This window comes from Bacillus sp. FSL P2-0099 (assembly GCF_038007445.1).
Classification (GTDB): Bacteria; Bacillota; Bacilli; order Bacillales; family Bacillaceae_G; genus Bacillus_A; species Bacillus_A mycoides.
In genome coordinates this window covers 1,161,692-1,185,782 of the sequence record NZ_JBBOXE010000001.1, presented here as the reverse complement: position 1 = coordinate 1,185,782, position 24,091 = coordinate 1,161,692, and the positions used below count along the sequence as shown (strand labels likewise).

Genomic DNA, 24,091 nt, shown 5'->3' with positions numbered 1-24,091 from the left:
TTCATTTTTGAATAAGCTATAAAAAAGAACATTTAGGAGGTTTTATTAATGAAAAAGTCTCATATTTTTCTTATCTTTCTATGTGTTATTGTTTCTTTTTTCTTGTATATCCTCTCTCTATTACAAGCTTTCCCTAAAATTATTGCCTTTCCTCTTTTATTCGGAGTTATCGTCATCGCTGTCTCTTATTTCAACTATAGAAAACGATTTAAAGGATTTTAATTACAAAAATCAACTGTAAAACTGCCTTCTAATTTAGAAAAAGTAAGGAAATCCTCCTTATTTTATCGACAAATATCGACAAAAACATTTTCAAACAAAAAAGACGAGGATAAAATCCCTCGTCTTTTCTCATTACTTTTCTTCAAATAATAACGCTTCTAATTCATTTAATTTCTCTTCAAATACTTGAAGTGCCTCTTTCACTGGTTCAGGAGATGCCATATCAACTCCTGCTTTTTTCAACACTTCAATTGGATAATCGGAGCTTCCCGCTTTTAAGAATTCGTTAATGTAACGTTCTACTGCTGGTTGCCCTTCTTCTAAAATTTGTTTAGATAACGCAGTCGCTGCACTAAATCCTGTTGCGTATTGATATACGTAATAGTTGTAATAGAAGTGCGGAATACGAGACCATTCTAAACCGATTTCTTTATCGATTACTAAAGCATCCCCGAAATATTTCTTATTTAAATCGTAGTAGATCTCCGTTAACATATCTGGCGTAACCGCATGTCCTTCTTGTACTTTTTTATGAATGATATGCTCGAACTCTGCAAACATTGTTTGACGGAATACAGTACCACGGAATCCTTCTAAATAATGATTTAATAAATATAGACGCTCTTTTTTATCTTCTGTCGTTTTTAATAAATAATCATTTAGAAGCGCTTCATTACAAGTTGATGCTACCTCTGCAACGAAGATTGAATAATCACCGTATACGTGTGGCTGTGTCTTTCTTGTGTAATAACTATGCACCGAATGACCAAACTCATGAGCAAGTGTATATAAATTATTTACATTATCATGCCAGTTCATTAAAATATACGGATTTGTTCCGTATGCACCAGATGAATATGCTCCGCTTCGTTTGCCTTTATTCTCGTACACATCTACCCAGCGATTTTCATATGCTTCTTTTAAAATTTCAACATATTCATCACCAAGTACGTTTAAAGATTTTAATAACAGGTCTTGCGCTTCTTCATACTTCACATTCATTTTCACTTCTTGTACAAGTGGTGTATATAAATCGTACATATGAAGCTCATCAAGTCCTAGTGCACGCTTACGAATATCAATGTAACGGTGTAATAAATGTAAGTTGTCATTTACCGTTTCAACGAGTTGATCGTATACTGCTTCAGGAATATTATTATTGCTTAATGCTGCTTGGCGAGCAGAGTCATATTTACGAATACGTGCATTGAAATTATTACGTTTCACTGCCCCGCTTAACGTACTTGCAAATGTGTTCTTAAATTTCCCATACGTTTCAAATACAGCTTTGAATGCATCTTCGCGAACACGACGATCATCACTTTCTAAAAACTGAATGTAACGGCCATGTGTTATTTCTACCTCTTCTCCATCCTCACCTTTAATAGATGGGAATTTCAAATCCGCATTATTCAACATACCGAATGTATTACTTGATGCACTCATCACTTCAGATGCTTCTGCTAATAACGCTTCCTCTGCCTCAGATAATACGTGCGGGCGTTGACGTGTAATTTCTTCTAATGCATGCTCATATACACTTAGTTCTCGATTTTCTTGTAAGAATGTTTGCAATGTATCTTCTGAAATAGATAAAATTTCAGGTACGATATACGCTGTGCTACTAGATACTTGTGAGTATAAATTTGTTGCGCGATCATTCAGTGCTTGATACACAGAGTTTGTTGTATCTTGATCGTAACGCATATGTGCATATGTATATAGCTTACCTAATCGCATTGAAATTTCATCTTCATATTGCAATGCCTCAAGCAAATTGTCTGCAGAGTCGCCAAGCTTCCCTTTAAATTCAGTTAACTTTGGCAATAGCTCTTTAATAGCTTGGAATTCTTTTTCCCATTCTGCATCTGTTTGGAAAATATCTTCTAATCGCCATGTGCTTGCTTCTTCAATCTCATTGCGATTTGGTAATGATTTTACTGTATTTTTTTCAGCCATTCTTTAAGCCCTCCTTATAATATCTCTACTTAAGTACAATTCGAGTTTTCTTATGTAATTCCTTCACGATCAGTCTTTATTATATCCCCTTTTCCCTCTCTCATGTTGTACTTTATCTCAAATAGAGATAGTGCATGTGCTAAGCAAATTTCATCATATTTCATAATTTCTCCCTCTGTTTTTACCAACACAACATCTCTTATTTTTCGATACTTATTAATACCTATTTTTATTAATACACCTGCATAACATAAAAATGTCATATACTCCGCAACTGCTACCTTCCATATATGTTGTGCAAAATACGGAAGTAGACGCCTCTTCGTATATTTTGCTACATAGTTACATACGTATTGCAGAGAAATATACTCCCCTACCTTAAGCATACCTATACACTTCAAATAAAGAGAAGCTTGCCATATAAATGGATTTGTTTGAAAAGCAAACGCGGATGGGAGCGGAACACCGATTTCAGAAGGAAAACCCGCTGGGGTACATTTATATTGATATAAGAGGCGGAGTAGTGACTTATGATTATAATTCCAGACAGATAGAGCGTTTTGCCGAAAATGGTTCTTTTTTCTCTTCCATTCTTGTCCTAATACCTCTTTTTGGAAAGGAACGGGGGAAAAGATCATGTCAACAGTAGTCGTATCAGTTGGTAAATAAATAGTATGTGAGAAAGAGACATTTGTAGAAAACGGAGTGATAAATGCGCATTTCATAAACGATTTTTGTTTCGGACAGAAGAAAATAAGAAATGGCTGAGGATAAGGTTGTAAGGAGAAAGCCATAAGGGAGGAGAATGTCATCCAATAGGCGGATTGCTTTCTCAACTGATTTCCACCGATTATCCAGATGACTTGTATACTAGCTTGCCAATACGAATATGTTCGCTTATAAAGCTGCTCTACGGAGAGATTTGCACATTGATATTCAATCGCAATTTTTCTATCCGCTCTCTCTACGTAAATATCTGGCCGTTGCTTGATTACTGGCAGATAATGCTCTATATCGACATGAAAATCTTGATGTTTTAACCATCTATATAACAATTCTTTACCTTGCATATGATACATAGATTCTGCTTCATAAAAGGTAAGACATGAATCCACTTTCTTATGAGCAAAATGCCAGCTCTTTTGTGTTCCTAATTTCATTTGCACTTCTTTTCCGCAAGCTGTACAAAAGAATTTTTCTCGTTTACGCATTTCGCGTAAACGTTCTTCATCCCGGTTATATAATAGATGAATTTTCTCTCCGTTTTCTCTCCTTGCAATAAACATCCACCATCACACCCTTTCAACTTCTTGTATTCTACAATTTACTACAAATTCCTCTCAAAAAAAGAGATGTCCTAAATTAGGACATCTCTTTCTATAATAAAGGTGATAATAACCGATACGTCGATTCAACAATCCGCCTATGAAGACGTCTCTTATGAAATCGGTCAACATGAATTTCACTGGATTCTTCTAAATCGTCTTTAAAATCTTGAACGAGCTTTCGAATGCTACCTGTATCATATAAAAAGGCATTTACTTCAAAGTTTAAATGAAAACTTCTCATATCCATATTAGCTGTCCCAATTGATGCGAGATCAGAATCCACGATGACAACTTTACTATGAAGAAAACCTTTTTCATATTCATATATTTTTACTCCTGCATCTAATAACTCCGGAAAGTACGATCTTGATGCATAAAAGACAGTCCGCTTATCTGGCTTACTTGGCATTAACAAACGAACATCAATACCAGCAAGTGCAGCTACTTTTAATGCAGATAAAATATCATCATCTGGGATAAAGTATGGTGTTGCAATCCAAATCGATTTCCTAGCTGAAGCAATCATTGCAAAATATAAATGTTTAATTGTTTCCCATTTATTATCCGGTCCACCTCCAACAAGTTGGACTCCGCCCCAATGATCACCCTCAACTGCTTCCGCTTGTAAATATTCAGGTGCTAATACCGCCTCACCAGTCATATAAAACCAGTCTTGAAGGAAAATTAGCTGTAAACTTTGAACTGCTTCACCGCGTAAATATAAATGCGTGTCTCGCCAAAAACCGAAATATTTATCCTTCCCTAAATACTCATCACCAATATTTAATCCACCTACAAACCCTTCATTTCCATCTATAATAACGATTTTTCGGTGGTTTCGATAATTAATTTTATCGTTTAAAATTGGAAAGCGCACAGGGAAAAATGGAATCATTTCTACTCCTGCATCATTCAATTCTTCAATATACGAATTTGATAATTTAAAGCTTCCAACCGCGTCGTATAAAAAACGAACGACAACGCCTTCTTTTGATTTTTTTATTAAAATATCTTTAATTTCTGTACCGAGCTTGTCATCACGCACAATGTAATACTCCATATGAATGTGGTGTTTCGCTCGATTTAACCCATCTAAAATTGCCTGAAACGTTTCGTCTCCATTTGTTAATGTCCTCGTTTCAGTTTGAAATGAAATATTTAAAGCACCTAGTCGATCTGCTAAACGAAATAACAATTCTTGATGCTTATGATTTCGTAAAATCCGTTCTTCGTAATCTTCGTGTCCCTTATATTGTAAAAACGCCTGTTCATCGAGTAATGCCTTCTTTTGGAACATTCTTTTTCTACGAAAATTTTGTCCAAATAAAAGATAAGCAAAGAAACCGAACACTGGAAAAATACCTAGTACGATTAACCACGTAAGTGTTTTAGACGGATGGCGGTTTTCTAAGAAAATAACACATCCAATTAAAAATGCGGAAACCGTAAATAAAATACTAATAATACCTAAAATAGAAACATCCTTTATCCCGATGACATCCGAATAAAATGCTACATCAATAAACATGCGTAATGAAACAAATAATGCGAACAATAGTAGAAAAAAGAAAAGTAGTTTTAACGTGTTTTTCATCTCTTACCTCCTTACTAAGAAAGCCTTCCTATTCTTCATAAAAAAAGCCGATTTCATACTATAGAAATCGGCCTACATTTTAGGAGGGAAATTGTTGCGAATTGTCTCAAGTGCACGCTCTTTCACAACCTGTTTCCCATACTCACTTACACGGTGAATCGTTAAAGTAGATTCTTCTCCATATTCTAAAACAATACTTAAAATACGATCAATTTCTTCTTCATCATGTAGCACTTCATCGAATTCCACATATACATAATATCGGTCCTCAAATGAATGTAATTCATCTTTTATATCTTCAAAGATAAGACGATGACTTAATGAAATCACATCTTCAAAATCATTAAACTTAATTAAAAAGCCAAACGTACCATCTTCATTAAAGTTTGTTCCTACTTGTTCTTCTACCTCTTCCACTAATTCTTGCTGGAATAATGATTCGATGCCTTCATCTAGAGGAATGTCTATAATTTTGTCTACACCTATTGGTAGTTCCAGCTTTTGTCCATCCTTTGAAAGCTCCGCTTTCGTTACAAGTACTTCAATCCCTTTATCGACTGCTTGCACTTGGATCCATAACGGCCCATCGATAAAGAAATCATCATGATCACGAGCTTCGTCCATCATCTCCCAAAAGAGCTCTTCACTTCGTTCGCGATCATACCAAATTTCTTCACGATTAAACCCTCTGTCCTCTATATCAATGTACGTAATAAAAAATTTCATCGTATGGTCATTAATTCTTTCAATATCCAAAATACAACGCTCCCTTCCTGCTTAGAATTGTTATGAAGGGATTCCCCACTCATATGACAAAACAATAGATTCTTGTACTCTCATTTTATGATAAGATTCTCCAGAAGGGAAATAAAATCGATTTATTTTACAAAAATAGTTATATACCTATCTGTATTCGACTTTTTACATAAAGTGAAACAATAATCAGTATTTTTTTCATCCTCCACTGATTATTAGCTCGCACCAATCGGAATAAATATACCATTATACCAATTCACTGCTCGCAAAAAATTTGGACATACATTCCCATATTCCCTCGTACACTGTAATAAAGTGAAACTTCTATTAGAGGTGATTATTTTGTCCCTGGGAACGCGGGATCAAAACTAGACAAACTTTCTTCACCACATACATATATTTCGCTTATTAAAACATCATAAATGGAGGCAGACGAATGGACTTAGAGTTTTTAACATCTGTACTAATGATTGTCGGTATCGATGTTGTACTAGGTGGCGATAACGCAATTGTCATCGCACTAGCTAGCCGAAATTTACCTGAAGCAAAACGAAATAAAGCCATTTTGATTGGTACTATGTTAGCAATTGTGCTACGAATTCTCCTCACGATACTAGCTGTCTATTTACTTGATATCCCATTTTTACAACTCACCGGCGGAATTTTACTTACATTAATTGCGGTCAATTTACTCACTGATAATAACAACGATCTTTCTTCTATCAAAGGAAAAACGACTTTATTCCAAGCTGTGCGTACAATTGTATTCGCGGATCTCGTTATGGGGTTTGACAATGTTATTGCCATTGCAGGAGCAGCTCACGGAAAACTTTCACTCGTAATTATCGGTTTATTCATTTCTATCCCGATTATCATTTGGGGAAGCAAACTTATTTTAATACTCATGGAACGCTTTCCATTTCTCATTTATTGCGGAGCAGCAGTTCTCGCCTATACAGCAGGAAAAATGATTACACATGAAGACAGACTTGCAACGTTTTTTCATCATAATCCTAGTTTTGCCACAAGTATCCCTTATTTGTTCATTTTCACCATTTTATGCATAGGCTTTATCGTTCAACAAGTGCGATTACGTAATGTTAAACAGTAAAAAAAAACCTTCTACTCTATAATAGGTAGAAGGTTTTCATATTATTATAATTAATTTACAAGACGCTGTGCTTCACGTAATTGGAACGTTCTTACTGTACGTGGTAAGAAACGACGGATTTCATCTTCGTTGTAACCTACTTGAAGGCGTTTTTCGTCAATCATAATTGGACGACGTAAAATACCTGGATAGTCACGAATCATCTTATATAAATCTTGAAGTGGTAAAGACTCTAAGTTCACATTCAATTCTTGGAAAACTTTTGAACGAGTAGAAATAATCTCATCCGTTCCGCTTTCTGTCATACGTAAAATCTCTTTAATCTCATCAATCGTTAATGGATCTGAGAAAATATTACGTTCTGTATAAGGAATATGATTTTCCTCTAGCCATAATTTCGCCTTTCTACAAGACGTACAGCTTGGAGAACTATATAATGTTACCATACAAAGCTCACTCTCCTTAAAGAGTACAAATTCTGTACTAATTACAGTTTAAATTTCTAACTTCCGCAATTTTTCGCGATAACTTGTCTTATAGCAAAGTAAAAAATCGCAATTCATGTAAGCAACAATAATTACTTTTAATAAGTAACTTCTATAATCATTATACAATAGTTTTTGCAAGAAATATACAGTGAATTTACTGCTAGTTGAGAAAATCCCTCCGTGTACTCCACTGCTATGCAACATGATTATACTCAGTAAAACTGTCCTTTAACAACGGTCCTCAACCCTTTTGATACTTACTTTCTACAATAATATTCACTTGATATACAATTACAGTTTCATAATCTTCCCCACTAAAAAGAGAGCGTTTTCTTACCTTTTCCCAACAAAACAATTGAGAAATGTAAGACTCTAAAGGTTAGAAACGAAAAGGAACATTTGTTCTTATTTTAACAAATCTCCCCGCTCATGTCTATATGCTTTCTAAAGCAAATCGAATATTTTTCTGACATTTCTTTCTTTTTTACCATTTATCTCATACAATAAAAATACAGACAGACAAAGGGGGAATTTGCATATGATCGCTTTTTTTACTGATTTTATCATTGTTGCTACCCTCATCATCGGAATAACAGCATTGATTGGTGTCATTACAAATAGCATCGGTGAAAAACTCTTTGGTGGGAAAGAAAAAATGAAGTTTGTTAATAAAAGTTTAGATGTACAATCTGGCTGGAACCAAGTTGGCGGAAAAGGCATTTATAAAAAACGTACGTACTAGAAAAAGCAGGTAATCACCTGCTTTTTTTGTTATTTTCCTACTGATGCCCATTTGAAGCTTACTTCCCCGCCATACTTATGGTTGTACATATCTTTAATTGTTTCTCTTTGTAAATATGCTCTACCACGTTGATATACCGGAACAATCGCAGCGTCATCAAGTAACATTTTTTCTGCTTCAAGTAAGTTTTTCCAACGAGCATTTACGTCGCTTCCATCTTTCTTCGCTTTCATAATAATCTCATCGTACTTCGGATTAGAATACTTCATTTTATTTTGTGCCCCATCCGTTACGAACATATCAAGATATGTAACTGGATCTGGGAAGTCTGCACTCCATCCAGAGAATGACATTACAAAGTCGCCCGCATCTTCTAATTTTAGTTTTTGCGCGAATGGCTGTTGTTTAATTTTCACTGTTAATCCTGGTAAATTCTTTTCTAATTCACCTTTTAAATATTCACCAGTTTTCTTCGATAATTCAACATCTTCATTTAACATCTCTAATTCAATTTCGTTTTTACCAAGCTCTTTTTTACCAGCTTCCCAATACTTTTTCGCTTCTTTTACATTTGGTTTTACAATATCTCCATTTTCAACACGGAAATCTTTTTTATCCGGTCCTTTAATAAAATTGTCAGGAATTAATCCTGTCGCTGGCTTAGAACCGTTATTTAATAATGTATCAACGAATGGTTTACGGTCAAAACCAAGAGAAATTGCTTTACGAATATTTTTATTTGCTAAAGCTGGGTCTTTTTGATTTAAGCGAAGGAAGAATACAGATGTATCTTCTACCGTTTTGAAATCTGGTTTGCCTTTATATTTATCGATGAACTCTGCTAATAACGTCGCTCGATCGACTGCGTTTGTTTCATATAAATTAATTGGCGTAGACGTATCTTTTACAATATTAAAGTTTACTTCCTCAAGCTTCACTTCTTTATTGTCCCAATATGATGAGCTCTTTGTCATTTTGAAGCTACGTTCATGTTGCCAATCACTTAATGTAAATGGTCCGTTATAAAGTGTTGTATTTGCTTCTAAACCAAATTTCGTCCCTTGCTCTTTCACATACTTTTCATTAACAGGATAGAAGATCGGATAGACCATTAAATCAACAAGATATGGAATAGAATTATCTAATTCTACTTCTAGTGTATGATCATCAATCGCTTTTACACCTAATTGGTCTGGACTCATCTCTTTTTTATTAATTTTCTCAGCATTTTTTATATCGTACATAATGTACGCCGATTTCGCAGCTGTATCTGGATTAATTGCTCTTTGCCATGCATACACGAAATCTTTCGCCGTTACAGGTTCACCATTTGACCATTTTGCATCTTCACGTAATTTAAATGTATACTTTTTACCGTCTTCTGACTTCTGGAATTCCTTCGCTACACCTGGAACTAATTTATCGTCTTTCCCAAGGCGGTATAGACCTTCCATCGTATTGTTCATTACTTTTGAAGAAACTGCATCAGCTGATAACGCTGGGTCCATCGTTGGAATTTCTTGTGTTTCAATTAAGTTAATAACTTGCTTCGCACCGCTTTTCCCGCTATCCCCTTTTGCGTTCGCTTGCGGTTCATCTTTTTGGTAGCCACATGCCCCTAAAATCATGCTCATTGCTACTGTTGATGCTACAAAAACTGGTATCTTTTTTTTCATACTTCCACCCTCCAAAAAAATGTTAGCCCTTTCATTTTCAAACAGAAAGAAATATATATATGTTCTAATAATTCATATTATACACACAAATATAATCTTTGTATATTTATATTTCTATCTTATTAAAATTCCCTGTGAACACTCAGTATATTTGTAAACGTTTCATACTGCGTTTTTATTGAACTAAAGTGTTAAAAATGACGATTTTTATAATTTTCTAAATTATCAGGGAAAAACAAATTTTATATTCTATAATATCTTAAGCATAATTATCCCTCCTTTTTTATCATAAAATGAAGGTTTATTCATATTGAAAATATGTAGGCTAAAATGAGTGCAAAGGATATGAAAGTGTGTTACGATACACTTTGCTAAAAATAGATATCGGTAAAGAGGGGACGGACATGACAGCAATTCGCTCAAAAAACGGGCCAACAGAGAAATTGAGTTTATTCTTATTAACATGGCCTATTTTTCTAGAAGTTTTTCTTTTTATGCTGATGGGGATCGCTGATACTTTCATGTTAAGTGCATTATCAGACGATGCTGTATCTGGGGTTGGTGCAGCGAATCAATACCTTCATATCGCGATTTTAGTACTAGAAGTCATAGGGAATGGTGCAGCTATCGTTGTATCCCAATACCTCGGTTCTAAACGCTTTATGGAAGCATCAAAAATATCAGCATTAGCCGTCACATTAAATTTAGTGGTCGGACTCATTATAAGCGCTGGTTTTCTTTTATTTTCAAAACATATGATGATGGCAATGAATTTACAAGGCGATGTACTAACGTATGCACAAAGCTATCTATCCATCGTCGGAGGAGCTATTTTCCTTCAAGCTATTATTAACTCATTAGCCGCAATTATCCGCGTTCACGGCTTTACAAAACAAGCAATGTTTGTTTCGCTTGGAATGAATATTATTCATATCGCCGGAAACTACGTACTTATTTTCGGGAAATTCGGTTTCCCTGAACTTGGTGTGCAAGGAGCCGCGATTTCTTCCGCTGTCAGCCGGTTAATCGCACTTATCGTTTTCTTCTGGTTACTGTACCGCGTTATGGAATACCGTGTGAAATTACAATATTACTTCACTTTATCAAAAGAATACGTTGGCAAAATTTTGAAGATCGGCATTCCATCTGCATTCGAACAAGTCATGTATCAAGCTTGTCAAATTGTCTTCTTATATTACGCAACATACTTAGGTACGGAATCGTTAGCTGCAAGACAATACGCTACTAACATTTCCATGTTCACTTATTTATTCGCCATTGCTATCGGTATGGGAACAGCTATTATCGTTGGACGCCTAGTTGGCGGAAATGAAAAGGATGAAGCTTACACACGCGTATGGAAAAGTGTACAATGGGCGATTGGCGTAACTTTATTTATGGTCATGCTCGTTGTTACATTCCGCACACAATTAATGGGACTATTTACAGATAATCCTCATATTATCGCTCTAGGGGCAAGCGTTCTTTTACTAAGTGTACTACTTGAAACAGGACGGACGATGAACATCGTCATCATTAATTCACTTCGTGCAGCTGGCGATGCAAAATATCCTGTTTTAATCGGCGCATTCTCCATGGTGTTAATGAGCTTACCACTCGGTTACTTTTTCGCCTTCCATTTAGACATGGGGCTCGTTGGTATTTGGCTAGCGATTGCTATCGACGAATGGACGCGAGCAATTATTATGTTCTTCCGCTGGAGAAGTAGATCGTGGGAAAATTATGCACTTGTTAAACCAAATGAGCAAGATGAGAGTGTTTCTGTTCAGGCGCAGTAAAATAAAATTGTTTCTAAATGAAGAAAAAGGCGGCTGGATTTCAGTCGCCTTTTCTTCATTCTTGGAAACTCTTAATTTGCTGTCTTTAAACAGAAAAAGAACTTGGATAAAATCTCTTTATACTAAATTAAGTTTAATTAGTATAAAAAATAGAGCCATCCTTCTGTAATAGAAGAATGGCTCTACTTTATTATTGATAGATTTCTTTATATTTCTTATACTCTGCTTCAGAACATAATACAAAATGTCCTGGGCGAATTTCACGCATTGTCGGTGCTTCCTCACCATATTGATGTTGAGATGGATCGTATACGATACGTTTACGATTGCGCTCATAATCTGGATCTGGAAGCGGAATTGCAGATAGTAGTGATTTTGTATATGGATGCATTGGATTCGCATATAACTCTTCACTTGTTGTCAACTCAACGATTTGACCACGGTACATTACACCAATGCGATCACTAATGTATTTTACCATTGATAAATCATGGGCGATGAATAAGTATGTTAAACCTTTTTCTCTTTGTAACTGTTTCAGTAAGTTTACAACTTGCGCCTGAATCGATACGTCAAGTGCTGAGATTGGTTCATCAGCAATGATAAATTCAGGTTCTACAGCTAGCGCACGAGCGATACCGATACGTTGACGTTGTCCGCCTGAGAATTCATGCGGGAAACGGTTTGCGTGCTCTTTATTTAAACCAACTGTATTTAATAATTCATGAACACGGTCCATACGCTCTTTTTTGCCTTTTGCTAGTCCGTGAATATCAATACCTTCTGCGATAATATCCCCTACTGTCATACGAGGATTTAATGATGCATATGGATCTTGGAAAATCATTTGCATTTTACGGTTGAACTTCTTCAGCTCTGCACGTGATTTTTTACCATGTACATTTTCACCATCGAACAACACTTCACCAGCAGTTGCATCATATAAACGAATAATCGTTCTTCCAGTTGTCGATTTACCACAACCTGATTCTCCTACAAGACCAAATGTTTCTCCGCGGTAAATATCAAATGAAATATCATTAACCGCTTTGACAACACCACCACTCACGTCGAAGTGCTGCTTTACATTTTTTACTTCAATTAATTTCTCACGTTGTTTAGTCATGTTGTTCACCTGCTTTCATTTGAAGAATGCGTTTTTCAACGACTGCCGGTGGTTTTACTTCTGGAGCTTGCTCGTGAAGTAACCAAGTTGCCGCATAGTGTGTATCACTTACTTTAAATAAAGGTGGGTCCATTTCAAAATCAATTTTCAATGCCTGCGGGTTACGTGGTGCAAAAGCATCACCCTTTGGCGGTTTTAATAAGTCTGGAGGCGTTCCTGGAATCGCATATAGCTCGTCCTCTGCACCATCTAAGCTTGGCATAGATGCGATTAAGCCCCATGTGTATGGATGTTTTGGATTGTAGAAAATTTCATCAACAGTTCCAATTTCAACAACTTTACCAGCGTACATAACCGCAACTCGGTCTGCAACGTTTGCCACTACACCTAAGTCATGCGTAATGAAAATGATTGCTGCTTCTGTTTTTTGCTGAATGTCCTTCATAAGTTCTAAAATTTGCGCCTGAATTGTAACGTCTAGCGCTGTTGTCGGCTCATCGGCAATTAATAATTTCGGATTACAAGCTAACGCCATCGCAATAACTACACGTTGTCTCATACCACCTGAGAATTGGTGAGGATATTGTTTTAAGCGTGCTTCTGGATTTGGAATACCTACAAGGTCGATTAATTCTAAAGCAACTTTACGTGCATCTGCTTTACTCATCCCTTGGTGTTTAATAAGGCCTTCCATAATTTGATTACCAATAGTCATCGTTGGATTTAATGATGTCATTGGATCTTGGAAAATCATCGCAATATCTTTACCGCGTACTTGCTGCATTTCTTTTTCTGTTAGTTTCGTTAAGTCACGACCTTCAAATATGATTTCACCGTTTTTAATACGTCCTGGAGGATTCGGAATTAATCCCATTAACGCTTTAGAAGTAACTGATTTACCAGAACCAGATTCTCCTACAATCGCTAATGTTTCTCCTTTTTTCAAATCAAAAGTAACACCGCGTACAGCTTGTACTTCACCTGCATGTGTATCAAAGGAGACTTGCAAATCTTTTACCTCTAGCAATGTTTTCATTTTTACTTCTCCCCTCTTTTACTTACGCATTTTTGGATCTAACGCGTCGCGTAATCCGTCTGCAATTAAGTTGAATGCTAAGATTAACATACTGATGACAACCGCTGGGATGAACATCATATGTGGATACGTTTGAATTGATTTATAACCATCATTTACAAGAGAACCAAGTGATGCGAATGGTGGCTGAATACCTAGTCCGATGAAGCTTAAGAATGCTTCACCAAATACCGCTGTTGGAATTGTAAACATTGTCATTACGATAATTGGTCCCATTACGTTCGGAATTAAGTGCTTCACAATTAACTGTGTATTCGTTGCCCCTAATGTACGAGATGCTAATACATATTCTTGGTTTTTTAATTTTAGGATCTGTCCACGAACGATACGCGACATCCCTATCCAACCTGTAATTGCCATCGCAAGTGTAATTGACCAAATACCTGATCCCATAATGATTACCATTAAAATAACGATGATTAAGTATGGAATACCGTTAATGATCTCCATAATACGTTGCATAATATTATCTACTCTGCCGCCATAGAAGGCTGAAATACCTCCGTATGCAACCCCAATTACTAAGTCAATCGCTGCTGCTAAAAGAGCGATATATAATGATACTCGTGTACCTTCCCATGTTCTTGTCCATAAATCACGGCCAAGATCATCTGTACCAAACCAGAAGTACTCTTTAATATCACGTTTTTCATATTGGTCAACACCATATTGATCTGTACCGTCAAATGGTAGCCAATGAACATTTTCAATCACTGGAATTTTCGGTGGCATTTTCGCACGACCTAAATCCTGCTCTTTATAAGAATGCTTACTTACCATCGGTCCTAAAATTGCTAGTAGTACAATAAGCATTAATAATATGAAACCAAACATTGCACCTTTATGTTGGAACAAACGTCTTCTTACATCTTGCCAAAACGTTAAGCTTGGACGGGCAATGACTTCATTATCAACATTACTCTGATTGGCTGGTTGAAATAAATCTGGAGATAATTTTTGTACATCTTTCATCATTTTTTCCCTCCCGCTAAACGAATACGAGGATCAATAATTCCGTATAAAATATCGACAATGAAAATAACTAAGATGAAGATCGCACTATAGAAAATTGTAGTTCCCATAATAACTGTATAGTCATTCACTGTAATCGATTTAACGAATTGTTCCCCAAGTCCAGGTACAGCGTAAATTTGCTCAATAACTAGTGTCCCTGTAATTAATCCTGCAACCATTGGTCCTAAAATTGTTACAACTGGAATTAATGCGTTACGCAGTGCGTGCTTGATAATGATAACGCCTTGGCTAATTCCTTTCGCTTTCGCTGTTAAAATGTAGTCTGCTTGCATAACCTCAATTAACTCTGCACGAGCGAAACGTGCGATTGTTGCGATAACTGCCATCGATAAGGCAATTGTAGGCATTACTGTAAACTCCGGTCCTTTCCAGAATGCTACTGGGAACCAACCAAGCTTTACCCCTACGAAATATTGTAGTAATGCGGCGAATACGAATGAGGGTACCGACATCCCGAGTACGGAAATAATTGTCGCCCCATAATCGACCCACGTATTGTTACGAAGCGCCGCAACGATTCCTAAAATTAAACCGATAAATGTTCCTAATATAATCGCTTGTAAACCAAGTTGTGCTGATGGTCCAATACGATCCACAATCATATCTGTTACTGGGCGGTTATCATATTGGAATGATACCCCTAAATCACCTTTTGCTAAGTTACCTAAGTAACGTGCATATTGAACTGGTACTGGATCATTTAATCCATATTTTTCAAGAATGATTTCTTTTTGTGCCGGTGATAGCTTCTCCTGGTTTTTAAGCGGAGAACCCGGTAGTAATTTCATCAAAAAGAAAGTCAGTGTAGTAATTAAAAATAATGTCAAAGCCATGTACACGAAACGTTTTAATACATAACGTCCCATAGTCAAGCACCTCCCCGTTTTTCTCAAAAGCAATAAGATAGTTTGAAATATTCTTACTTTTATTTTTTTAAAATAAGAGCACATGCCCATCATAGGCATATACCCTTATTCATGATGGAAACCATTTTTAGTTTTTGAGTTCAACCCACTTATAGCTAAATTCTCCGCCGTATTTATGTTCTAATAGGCCTGTAATTGAACTACGTTGTAAATATGCCTTTCCAGGTTGATATACTGGAGCAATCGCTGCATCTTCAAGCAATTGTTGTTCTGCTTTTAATAGAGCATCCCAACGAGCTTGTACATCTACTTCTGTTTTGGCTTTCTTAATTAGTTCATCATAAGCTGGGTTTGCGTAATTCACTTTATTTTGCGAATTACCTGTTGTATACATTTCAAGGAATGACATTGGATCCATATAATCTGGACTCCATCCCGCATATGACATCGCATAATCTCCACTTGCTTCAAGTTTTAACTTTTGTGCAAATGGCTGCATTTTTGTTGAAACTGTTAAACCTGGTAAGTTCTTTTCGAATTGTCCCTTTAAATACTCTCCGATTTTTTTAGCATCATCAGTATCAAAGTTTAATAACTCTAACTCTACTTTGTCTACACCAAGTTCTCTTTTACCAGCTTCCCAATATTTTTGAGCTTCTTTAACATCCTCTTTTATAAGCTTTCCGTTCTCTTCACGGAAGTCTTTTCCGTTAGGTCCTTTTGCCAAACCTTTCGGAACAAAACCATACATTCCTTCTGAACCATCGTTTAAGATAACTTTCCCGATATTTTCACGTTCAAAGGACATCGCAATTGCTTTTCGGATATTTTTATTTGCTAAAAATTTATTTTTTTCATTTAAACGAATGAATTGTGTAGATGGTCTCTTAATTGTTTTAAAATCAGCATCTGATTTGTATTTATCTACAAATTCTGATGTTAATACTACACGATCAATCGCTTTCGTTTCATATAAGTTTATAGCAGTTGAGCGATCCTTAACAATATTGAAGTTTATCTCCTCAAGCTTCACTTCTTTATTTTCCCAATACGTTGGATTTTTCTTAAGGTGGAAACTTTGTTCATGTTTCCATTCATTTAAAACGAATGGGCCATTATAAAGTGTCGTATTGGATTCTAATCCGAATTTTGTTCCTTGTTCTTTTACAAACTTCTCATTCAAAGGATAAAATGTTGGATAGACTGTTAGACTTACAAAATAAGGAACAGGATTATCTAATTCCACTTCAAGTGTGTGATCATCAATTGCTTTTACACCAAGTTCCTCAACTGGTAATTCTTTTTTATTAATTTTCTCTGCATTTTTCACATCAAATAGTATGTAAGCAAATTTGGCACCCGTATTTGAATCAACAGCTCTTCTCCAAGAATAAACGAAGTCTTTCGCTGTTACAGGTTCACCATTCGACCATTTCGCATCTTCACGTAATTTAAATACATACTTTTTACCATCTTCTGATTTCTCATAAGATTTAGCGACTCCTGGAGCGAGTTTATCGTCTTTCCCCAGACGATACAACCCTTCCATTGTGTTATTCATGATGTTAGAAGATGCTGCATCCGTTGATAGCGTCGTATCCATTGTTGGTATTTCAGCAGTTTCTGTTAGATTCAATACTTGCTTATTTGAAGTACTGGATCCTTTCGCGCTTGCCTTATTATCATCTTTTTGATAACTACAGGCTCCTAGCACACTTACTGTCAACGTCGATGCAAGCAATAGCGGTATCTTTTTCTTCATGCTGTGTTGCCTCCCCTAATTGCACTTCCTGTACCCTCACTTGTAGAAAAACAGAATTGAAAGAATAATCTCCAAGTTTCTACAATTTTCATTATACATATAATATGACGATTGTGAATATAGTTTTTTGTTTTTTTGTTAAAATTTTTAATAAAATGTTTATATTTTTAATTTTTTGTAAAGGGATACGTTAACATTGCTACCATCATCTTGAAATTAGAACCTCAATTGCGTATAATTTTCAAAAAATTATTTATATTACTTATTATAACTTTTATAGTATAATAATTCTAGTAATATTTTGACGGAGGGGAATATTTTGAATAAAGTTTTTTTTCATACTTGTATACTATTTTTGGTTGCGATAATCGCTTCTAGTGTGGGCGCATTCCTCGTTTCATCACATTTTTTGTTGAATTTTGTCAACATCTCATTCTATATTGCATTGGTTTTTATTCTTATAGGTGGTTTTTTATTCATATTTCAAAACGGATTTTTTAACGTAACAATTTACGCATTCCAAAGAGTATTTGGTACGAATAAAAAAATTGACTCTTTAATTGAAGAAGCAGAGGAACCTATCGATAAGAAAGAACGTATTTATAAAACATATTCATTCAAATGGACGTATCCGATTTGTATTACCGGTATCGTACTTGGATTGTTCTCGATCCTCATTAGCTTTACTATTTTGATGTAGTTTGCAAACACTATCCCATATGATATAATAATCAGCAAAACATTTTGTTATAAAACTTTAGTTCTTTCATATTAAAAGAGCTTAGGTAACAATAAATAAATTTATATGTATGCGATGATAAAGAAGAGTACATATTGAGGCAATTTCAGAGAGCTTGTGGCTGGTGTGAACAAGTAATTGCGCAGTATGGAATGGGCTTTTGAGCACCAAACCGAACCGAAAGTAGTAGGCTTTGGCGTTATATCCAGACGTTATTATGGATCTTGAGAGATTTCACAGCTGTGAAATAATTAGGGTGGTACCGCGGTCCATTCGTCCCTATGTAATTTGGGATGAATGGGCTTTTTTGTATGCCTTCTCTTCCCCATCGCACATTCAATTTTAGGAGGAATTACTTATGTCAGTTATCTTTTCTGGTATTCAGCCAAGCGGAACAATTACACTTGGAAACTATTTAGGAGCTATGAAGCAATTTACAGAGCTTCAAAATGAACACGACTGTTATTTCTGTATTGTAAACCAACATGCGATTACAGTACCTCAAGATCCCGTACAACTTCGTAAAAACATTCGCAGTCTTGCTGCACTTTATGTAGCATGTGGCATCGATCCTGAAAAAGCTACTTTATTTGTACAATCAGAAGTACCAGCACACGCTCAACTAGGATGGATTATGCAATCAGTTGCTTACGTTGGAGAATTAGAGCGTATGACGCAATATAAAGATAAATCTTCTGGTAGAGATTCAGTTCCAGCTGGATTACTAACGTATCCACCATTAATGGCTGCTGATATTTTACTTTACAACACTGAAATCGTACCTGTTGGTGATGATCAAAAACAACATATGGAATTAACACGCGACCTAGCAGAGCGTTTCAACAAACGCTTCCGTGAAGTGTTCACTGTTCCTGAAATTCGTATTCCAAAAGTAGGAGCTCGCGTTATGTCATTAACAGAACCTACGAAAAAAATGAGTAAATCTGATCCGAATCCAAAAGCAATGATCAGTATGCTTGATGAACCAAAAACAATTGAAAAGAAAATTAAAAGTGCTGTAACTGATTCTGAAGGTATCGTGAAATTTGATAAAGAAAACAAACCTGGAATCTCTAACTTATTAACAATCTACTCTTCATTCTCTGGAAAAACAGTTGAAGAAATAGAAGCAATGTACGAAGGAAAAGGATACGGGGACTTCAAAGGCGACCTAGCACAAGTAGTCGTAGAAGCAATTCGTCCAATCCAAGACAAATATAACGAACTAATCAACTCACCAGAACTAGACGAAATTCTAGACAAAGGTGCAGAAAAAGCAAACCGCGTTGCATTCAAACAACTACGCAAAGTAGAAAACGCAATGGGACTGAGTAGAAAACGTAGGTAACTTATAAAGCGGAGGCAGCTCGTTCAGCTCTGACTGGCTAAGGTTCTTTCGCATAGAAGACGCTTTTTGTCTTCTTATGCGGAAGGTTCTTAGACACGAAGAGCTTGCTGCCAGAGCTGGATTACTACAAAAAGCGGAAGTGGCTCGTTCAGAATGTGAGGGGGATGGAGCTCCTTCCTGCGAGGCGCTTTTTGCCTCGCAGGAAGGCGCGAAGCCACCGAACATTCTTGTCACCTCCATAAAAAAAAACCGCCAATTGGCGGTTTTTTTAATTTACCTTCTGCTCATTTTCCATTTCCCATAACTTTTCAAAAAACGGCTGTCCTTTTACAAGGCGCTCACATAATTGCTCGTGCTTCTCAGACCATCCAGTTTTCGCTTCATCATAAAGTTTAGCCCAAACATCTTCAAACTCCATATGTTGGACCATTCCGTACGCTGATGGATCCCACTCTGTGAACCAATAGCGAATTTCAGCTGGATTTTTCGTTGTATGTAATTGATCTAATGCCATAAATAATAATTGTTTTAACTGTCTTTCTTTACGAGTTAGGCCGTTCATAATGAAAGGCGACGGTGATAAAATATGATGTTCTTTTTCAATCTCTTCCACTTGGAACTCATACTTTTCTGCTTGCACATTCTCTACCATCTCATATACCATCTGTTCTTGACGCGGTATAAGCCTACTTTTTCTAATTGGCACATTATAGCCGATTGAATCAATCGCAATAATTCCTTTTCCATCTGTAACTACAAAACAATATTCTTGTTGCAAACGTTCGTGATTTTTACGAATATAAGCCTTATGATATACGTCTTCCAATAATTTTTGCGGAAGCTCTAATAATTCGTTCTCGATGTAATGATATAATGTGGCATCTACTTTTAATAATGGCACTTGATCTAATAGCTCAATCGTATCATCTTTCCGCCATTCGTAAAAATGACAAACGTTATACCCATTCTCTTCACCTTCAAACCAATTTACCCATACATCATGTAGATATAACATTCACTACCCCTCACTTCACTACTGTTTGTACCAATCATTATGTTCAGTTTCGCTTAACTTTATTCCACTTGAGGAAATATATTCTAATTATTATTTTTTCTTCTATAATATAAAAAAAACAGGAGATAGCTCCCCTGTTTTTCATGAAACATGAAATGTATTTGCTTTATTCAAGATTTCTTTCGCATCTATAGATAATAAAGAAAGTGTATTTTCTCCTTCAAATGCTACACAATCTTTCACAATATGAAATCCAAGTGCATAGCCAAGCATTTTCGGATACGAGTGCAGTCCATTTAATAAAACATCATGCTCCCTCGTACCTCTCTTTACGCCTATTCGTTCTTGTATTGAATTCCTCCAATAATAAATAGCATCTTCTTTTGAAATGTAAGTAGTCCACGGTGCACATCTTTTTTCTGTATACCTTTCATACACAGCTTGCTCAGCTAACCCTTCCATAATCATCGTATCAAGTAATGTATACTCTGTTTCTTTCGTCTCAATTTGATGTAACCTACATATATGATGGTATTCATGCGTTAATAAAGCTTTTAGTTCCTCTACTGAATTACGTCCACATACGAATAAGAAAATAACGTGACGCATAGATAAGCCAGCCTTCCCGTTATATTCCTCTTGTACAGTTCGATTGTATGAATCTGATAATAAAATAAAGATAGGGACATCTGGACCTTTTAGCCAACCTTTCAATTTTTCATACTCCATGCTAAGTTCTTTCCAAATTTCTTTCTTCTCTAACTCTTTAATTTCCTGCTCCCCCCGCATTACTGGGCGATACATACCTTTAGAGATTAAAAAGCGATACAGTCTCTCTTTTGGCAATGGAATATACTTTGTAAATTTCTCACAAAGCTTCTCTGGACGTCCATAATACAGATGTAACCATTCTGCCGTTTCAACAACCCCCAACCTTCATCCCTCCTTTTCTTATGTATATGCAAAAAAGAAAGGAACGTAAAGGTGATTAAAAATAAATAAGGTATCTTTTCGTAATACTTTACGAAAAGACACCTTATGGTACATATTATTTATATGCTTTAAATACTAATACTGCGTTATGACCACCGAATCCTAATGAATTACTTAATACAGCTCGCACTTCTTGATGCCTCGCTGTATTTGGTACGTAATCTAAATCACATTCTGGATCTGGTGTTTCATAGTTAATCGTCGGAGGAATTACTCCGTCTGTAATTGATTTAATAGAGAAGATCGCTTCAACAGCACCAGCTGCTCCTAATAAATGACCTGTCATTGATTTCGTTGAGCTAATCGCTACTTTATATGCATGCTCACCGAAAGTTTCTTTAATTGCCATCGTTTCATACTTTTCATTTGCATCTGTACTTGTACCATGTGCATTAATGTAATCAATATCTTTTGGCTCTAGACCTGCATCAGCTAAAGCTTGACGCATCGCACGAACTCCGCCTTCACCGCCAGGAGCAGGCATTGTAATATGGAACGCATCACCAGTTGCACCATAACCAGCAATTTCCGCATAAATGTGAGCACCACGTGCTAATGCGTGCTCTAATTCTTCAAGAATAAGAATTCCTGATCCTTCACCCATTACGAAACCGCTACGATTTTTATCGAATGGGCGGCAAGCCGTTGCTGGATCTTCATTGAATGTTAATGCTTTCGCTGAGCTAAACCCAGCGAATGCCATACTTGTTAATGGCGCTTCTGCTCCGCCTGTTATCATCGCATCAGCATCACCGCGCTGGATTACTTTAAACGCATCACCAATTGAGTTTGCTCCAGATGCACAAGCTGTTACAGAGCAAGTATTAATTCCTTTCGCTCCTGTAGCGATTGACACTTGACCTGCTGCCATATCTGGAATCATCATTGGTACGAAGAATGGGCTCACGCGGCGCGGACCTTTTTCAGCAAAAATCTTAAATTGTTCTTCGTATGTTTCCATACCACCAATACCAGAACCAACCCATACACCAATGCGTGGTGCATTTTCTTCTGTAATTTCAAGCTTCGCATCTGCAACTGCCATTTTCGCTGCTGCTACTGCATATTGCGTAAAGCGGTCCATACGGCGCGCTTCTTTTTTATCTATATATTTTTCGACTTCAAAGTCGTTAATTTCTGCTGCTACTTTTGCAGGAATTTGTTCTGAATCTATTCTTGTAAGTCGTCCGATTCCGGATACACCGTTTTTAATGTTTTCCCAAGCTGTTTCAACATCTGTTCCGATCGGTGTAACAGCTCCTAGCCCTGTAATTACGACCCTCTTTTTTTCCATACAAAATACACTCCTTTTTTTCTCTCAGTCCTTATTTACCCCAACGAAGAGCTACTGCTCCCCATGTTAACCCGCCGCCAAAACCGACTAGTATAATTAAATCCCCATCTTGAATACGTCCATTTTGCAATTCCTCTACCATTGCAATTGGAATTGAAGAAGCCGATGTATTACCGAACTTTTCAATTGTCATACTCATTTTTTCTTTCGGTAAATTTAATCTTTCTCTTGCAGATTCCATAATACGAATATTCGCTTGATGTGGTACTAAGAAGTCCACATCCTCTTTCGTAAGTCCCGCTTTTTCTAACACGCGAAGACAGGAATCACCAAGTTGGCGAACAGCAAATTTAAAGACTTCTCTGCCGTTCATCATAACATACTCGTCTTGATAAAGATGCTTACCGCCACTTCCGTCCGCTCCTAATTCAAAAGAAAGTACACCTTTTCCTTCCGAAACAGCTCCCATTATGATAGCACCTGCTCCGTCCCCAAATAGTACTGCTGTATTTCGATCGTTCCAGTCTACAATTTTAGATAGTTTGTCACTACCAACTACTAATACATTTTTATAAGTTCCCGTTTGAATAAATTGCTGCGCTGTAATCATTCCGTACATAAAGCCAGCACATGCTGCACTTAAATCCATTGCTGCTGCGTGTTTTGCGCCAATTGCTTCTTGGATTACACAAGCTACTGCTGGGAATGCGCGATCTGGCGTTACTGTTGCCACTAAAATAAGATCGATATCCTCTCCGCTAATCCCGGCATCTTCAAGTGCTTTTTTAGAAGCCTCTACCGCCATATATGAAGTATCTATTGTATCATCGGCAATGCGTCTTTCTGCAATTCCCGTTCTCGTACGAATCCATTCATCAGATGTATCTACGATTTTCTCTAAATCGTGATTTGTGACTACTTTTTCTGGCACATATCTTCCGATCCCTAAAATGCCCACGTTCACATCGCAGCCCTCCGTTTTATATCAATTATTATGACTTGGTACTAATTTTAAAACATAAATGTACTTTTGTCTAGAATATATTTCAGCTAAAAAAATAAGACAGCGTATTACTAACTTTATTTTTCATTAAAAGAAACAGAAAAATCCCTATCCTTTCAAAAGATAAACTTCCCAATAC

The 24,091-nt window shown here is 36.4% G+C and carries 21 protein-coding genes and 1 other annotated feature; of the genes, 6 read left to right on the top strand and 15 right to left on the bottom strand.

The annotated features are described in order from the left end of the window. The first annotated feature begins 48 nt into the window (after positions 1 to 48). Positions 49 to 222: a hypothetical protein gene (locus tag MKY90_RS06020; RefSeq protein WP_000748141.1), complete on the top strand. Its 174-nt coding sequence runs from the start codon at positions 49 to 51 to the stop codon at positions 220 to 222. A gap of 132 nt (positions 223 to 354) precedes the next feature. Here MKY90_RS06020 and pepF read toward each other — a convergent pair whose 3' ends face one another. The 4 genes from pepF to mecA form a co-directional block, all read right to left on the bottom strand. Beyond that, positions 355 to 2,181: an oligoendopeptidase F gene (pepF, locus tag MKY90_RS06015; protein WP_002140837.1), complete on the bottom strand. Its 1,827-nt coding sequence runs from the start codon at positions 2,179 to 2,181 to the stop codon at positions 355 to 357. Between the two features lie 50 nt (positions 2,182 to 2,231). Beyond that, the gene (locus MKY90_RS06010) at positions 2,232 to 3,467 is read right to left on the bottom strand and encodes a competence protein CoiA (protein ID WP_341090785.1); all 1,236 of its coding nucleotides are present in this window, start codon (positions 3,465 to 3,467) and stop codon (positions 2,232 to 2,234) included. Positions 3,468 to 3,558: 91 nt separating this feature from the next. Further along, positions 3,559 to 5,103: a cardiolipin synthase gene (locus tag MKY90_RS06005; RefSeq protein ID WP_002064255.1), complete on the bottom strand. Its 1,545-nt coding sequence runs from the start codon at positions 5,101 to 5,103 to the stop codon at positions 3,559 to 3,561. A 72-nt stretch (positions 5,104 to 5,175) separates the two neighbouring features. Next, positions 5,176 to 5,859 carry an adaptor protein MecA gene (gene mecA / locus MKY90_RS06000; RefSeq protein WP_002011351.1) on the bottom strand — a complete coding sequence of 228 codons (684 nt, stop codon included), beginning with the start codon at positions 5,857 to 5,859 and terminating at the stop codon, positions 5,176 to 5,178. 436 nt (positions 5,860 to 6,295) lie between these two features. Here mecA and MKY90_RS05995 point away from each other — a divergent pair, with 436 nt between their 5' ends. Then, complete coding sequence (locus tag MKY90_RS05995) at positions 6,296 to 6,970, top strand: TerC family protein (RefSeq protein WP_061674935.1); 675 nt, start codon at positions 6,296 to 6,298, stop codon at positions 6,968 to 6,970. Positions 6,971 to 7,020: 50 nt separating this feature from the next. Here MKY90_RS05995 and spx read toward each other — a convergent pair whose 3' ends face one another. Then, positions 7,021 to 7,416 (bottom strand): transcriptional regulator Spx, encoded by a 396-nt coding sequence (spx, locus tag MKY90_RS05990; protein ID WP_002011348.1) that lies wholly within the window; start codon positions 7,414 to 7,416, stop codon positions 7,021 to 7,023. A 580-nt stretch (positions 7,417 to 7,996) separates the two neighbouring features. On the opposite strand from spx, the gene MKY90_RS05985 reads away from it, so the two are divergent. Next, a complete protein-coding gene (locus MKY90_RS05985) occupies positions 7,997 to 8,200 on the top strand; it encodes a hypothetical protein (RefSeq protein ID WP_000559981.1) in 204 nt (67 codons plus the stop codon). Between the two features lie 29 nt (positions 8,201 to 8,229). On the opposite strand, the gene MKY90_RS05980 is transcribed toward MKY90_RS05985, so the two are convergent. After that, on the bottom strand, positions 8,230 to 9,876 hold the full coding sequence (locus MKY90_RS05980; RefSeq protein ID WP_002134962.1) for a peptide ABC transporter substrate-binding protein: 1,647 nt from the start codon (positions 9,874 to 9,876) through the stop codon (positions 8,230 to 8,232). A gap of 353 nt (positions 9,877 to 10,229) precedes the next feature. Here MKY90_RS05980 and MKY90_RS05975 point away from each other — a divergent pair, with 353 nt between their 5' ends. After that, on the top strand, positions 10,230 to 11,675 hold the full coding sequence (locus tag MKY90_RS05975; protein WP_002166144.1) for an MATE family efflux transporter: 1,446 nt from the start codon (positions 10,230 to 10,232) through the stop codon (positions 11,673 to 11,675). Positions 11,676 to 11,865: 190 nt separating this feature from the next. Here MKY90_RS05975 and MKY90_RS05970 read toward each other — a convergent pair whose 3' ends face one another. The 5 genes from MKY90_RS05970 to MKY90_RS05950 form a co-directional block, all read right to left on the bottom strand. After that, complete coding sequence (locus tag MKY90_RS05970) at positions 11,866 to 12,801, bottom strand: ABC transporter ATP-binding protein (protein ID WP_002086978.1); 936 nt, start codon at positions 12,799 to 12,801, stop codon at positions 11,866 to 11,868. Continuing rightward, positions 12,794 to 13,837 (bottom strand): ABC transporter ATP-binding protein, encoded by a 1,044-nt coding sequence (locus tag MKY90_RS05965; protein ID WP_012260547.1) that lies wholly within the window; start codon positions 13,835 to 13,837, stop codon positions 12,794 to 12,796. Before MKY90_RS05965 ends, MKY90_RS05970 begins: the two co-directional genes overlap by 8 nt. Positions 13,838 to 13,855: 18 nt before the next feature. Next, on the bottom strand, positions 13,856 to 14,872 hold the full coding sequence (opp3C, locus tag MKY90_RS05960; RefSeq protein ID WP_012260546.1) for an oligopeptide ABC transporter permease: 1,017 nt from the start codon (positions 14,870 to 14,872) through the stop codon (positions 13,856 to 13,858). Continuing rightward, entirely contained in the window at positions 14,869 to 15,798 is a 930-nt protein-coding gene (gene opp3b, locus MKY90_RS05955; RefSeq protein ID WP_000534165.1) for an oligopeptide ABC transporter permease, read from the bottom strand. The genes opp3C and opp3b overlap by 4 nt, the downstream gene beginning before the upstream one ends. Before the next feature lie 127 nt (positions 15,799 to 15,925). Beyond that, entirely contained in the window at positions 15,926 to 17,560 is a 1,635-nt protein-coding gene (locus tag MKY90_RS05950) for a peptide ABC transporter substrate-binding protein (RefSeq protein WP_098167265.1), read from the bottom strand. Positions 17,561 to 17,879: 319 nt separating this feature from the next. On the opposite strand from MKY90_RS05950, the gene MKY90_RS05945 reads away from it, so the two are divergent. Together MKY90_RS05945 and trpS are read left to right on the top strand one after the other, a co-directional pair. Beyond that, positions 17,880 to 18,260 (top strand): DUF3899 domain-containing protein, encoded by a 381-nt coding sequence (locus tag MKY90_RS05945; RefSeq protein ID WP_033708890.1) that lies wholly within the window; start codon positions 17,880 to 17,882, stop codon positions 18,258 to 18,260. 105 nt (positions 18,261 to 18,365) lie between these two features. Then, positions 18,366 to 18,583: a binding site (T-box leader), on the top strand. 74 nt (positions 18,584 to 18,657) lie between these two features. Then, positions 18,658 to 19,647 carry a tryptophan--tRNA ligase gene (trpS, locus tag MKY90_RS05940; RefSeq protein WP_000110999.1) on the top strand — a complete coding sequence of 330 codons (990 nt, stop codon included), beginning with the start codon at positions 18,658 to 18,660 and terminating at the stop codon, positions 19,645 to 19,647. Positions 19,648 to 19,915: 268 nt separating this feature from the next. Here the strand turns inward: trpS and MKY90_RS05935 are convergent, their stop codons facing one another. The 4 genes from MKY90_RS05935 to fabH form a co-directional block, all read right to left on the bottom strand. Continuing rightward, complete coding sequence (locus tag MKY90_RS05935) at positions 19,916 to 20,662, bottom strand: YjbA family protein (RefSeq protein WP_002030367.1); 747 nt, start codon at positions 20,660 to 20,662, stop codon at positions 19,916 to 19,918. 141 nt (positions 20,663 to 20,803) lie between these two features. After that, positions 20,804 to 21,595: a DUF2268 domain-containing protein gene (locus tag MKY90_RS05930; protein WP_002030365.1), complete on the bottom strand. Its 792-nt coding sequence runs from the start codon at positions 21,593 to 21,595 to the stop codon at positions 20,804 to 20,806. A 115-nt stretch (positions 21,596 to 21,710) separates the two neighbouring features. Beyond that, positions 21,711 to 22,949: a beta-ketoacyl-ACP synthase II gene (fabF, locus tag MKY90_RS05925; RefSeq protein WP_061688962.1), complete on the bottom strand. Its 1,239-nt coding sequence runs from the start codon at positions 22,947 to 22,949 to the stop codon at positions 21,711 to 21,713. 31 nt (positions 22,950 to 22,980) lie between these two features. Further along, positions 22,981 to 23,913: a beta-ketoacyl-ACP synthase III gene (gene fabH / locus MKY90_RS05920; RefSeq protein ID WP_098167263.1), complete on the bottom strand. Its 933-nt coding sequence runs from the start codon at positions 23,911 to 23,913 to the stop codon at positions 22,981 to 22,983. Positions 23,914 to 24,091: the final 178 nt, after the last annotated feature.

Coding starts and splice junctions, on each gene's coding strand:
- MKY90_RS06020 (WP_000748141.1), top strand. CDS start 49: ATGAAAAAGTCTCATATTTTTCTTATCTTTCTATGTGTTATTGTTTCT.
- pepF (WP_002140837.1), bottom strand. CDS start 2,181: ATGGCTGAAAAAAATACAGTAAAATCATTACCAAATCGCAATGAGATT.
- MKY90_RS06010 (WP_341090785.1), bottom strand. CDS start 3,467: ATGTTTATTGCAAGGAGAGAAAACGGAGAGAAAATTCATCTATTATAT.
- MKY90_RS06005 (WP_002064255.1), bottom strand. CDS start 5,103: ATGAAAAACACGTTAAAACTACTTTTCTTTTTTCTACTATTGTTCGCA.
- MKY90_RS05995 (WP_061674935.1), top strand. CDS start 6,296: ATGGACTTAGAGTTTTTAACATCTGTACTAATGATTGTCGGTATCGAT.
- spx (WP_002011348.1), bottom strand. CDS start 7,416: ATGGTAACATTATATAGTTCTCCAAGCTGTACGTCTTGTAGAAAGGCG.
- MKY90_RS05985 (WP_000559981.1), top strand. CDS start 7,997: ATGATCGCTTTTTTTACTGATTTTATCATTGTTGCTACCCTCATCATC.
- MKY90_RS05980 (WP_002134962.1), bottom strand. CDS start 9,876: ATGAAAAAAAAGATACCAGTTTTTGTAGCATCAACAGTAGCAATGAGC.
- MKY90_RS05970 (WP_002086978.1), bottom strand. CDS start 12,801: ATGACTAAACAACGTGAGAAATTAATTGAAGTAAAAAATGTAAAGCAG.
- MKY90_RS05965 (WP_012260547.1), bottom strand. CDS start 13,837: ATGAAAACATTGCTAGAGGTAAAAGATTTGCAAGTCTCCTTTGATACA.
- opp3C (WP_012260546.1), bottom strand. CDS start 14,872: ATGATGAAAGATGTACAAAAATTATCTCCAGATTTATTTCAACCAGCC.
- opp3b (WP_000534165.1), bottom strand. CDS start 15,798: ATGGGACGTTATGTATTAAAACGTTTCGTGTACATGGCTTTGACATTA.
- MKY90_RS05950 (WP_098167265.1), bottom strand. CDS start 17,560: ATGAAGAAAAAGATACCGCTATTGCTTGCATCGACGTTGACAGTAAGT.
- trpS (WP_000110999.1), top strand. CDS start 18,658: ATGTCAGTTATCTTTTCTGGTATTCAGCCAAGCGGAACAATTACACTT.
- MKY90_RS05935 (WP_002030367.1), bottom strand. CDS start 20,662: ATGTTATATCTACATGATGTATGGGTAAATTGGTTTGAAGGTGAAGAG.
- fabF (WP_061688962.1), bottom strand. CDS start 22,949: ATGGAAAAAAAGAGGGTCGTAATTACAGGGCTAGGAGCTGTTACACCG.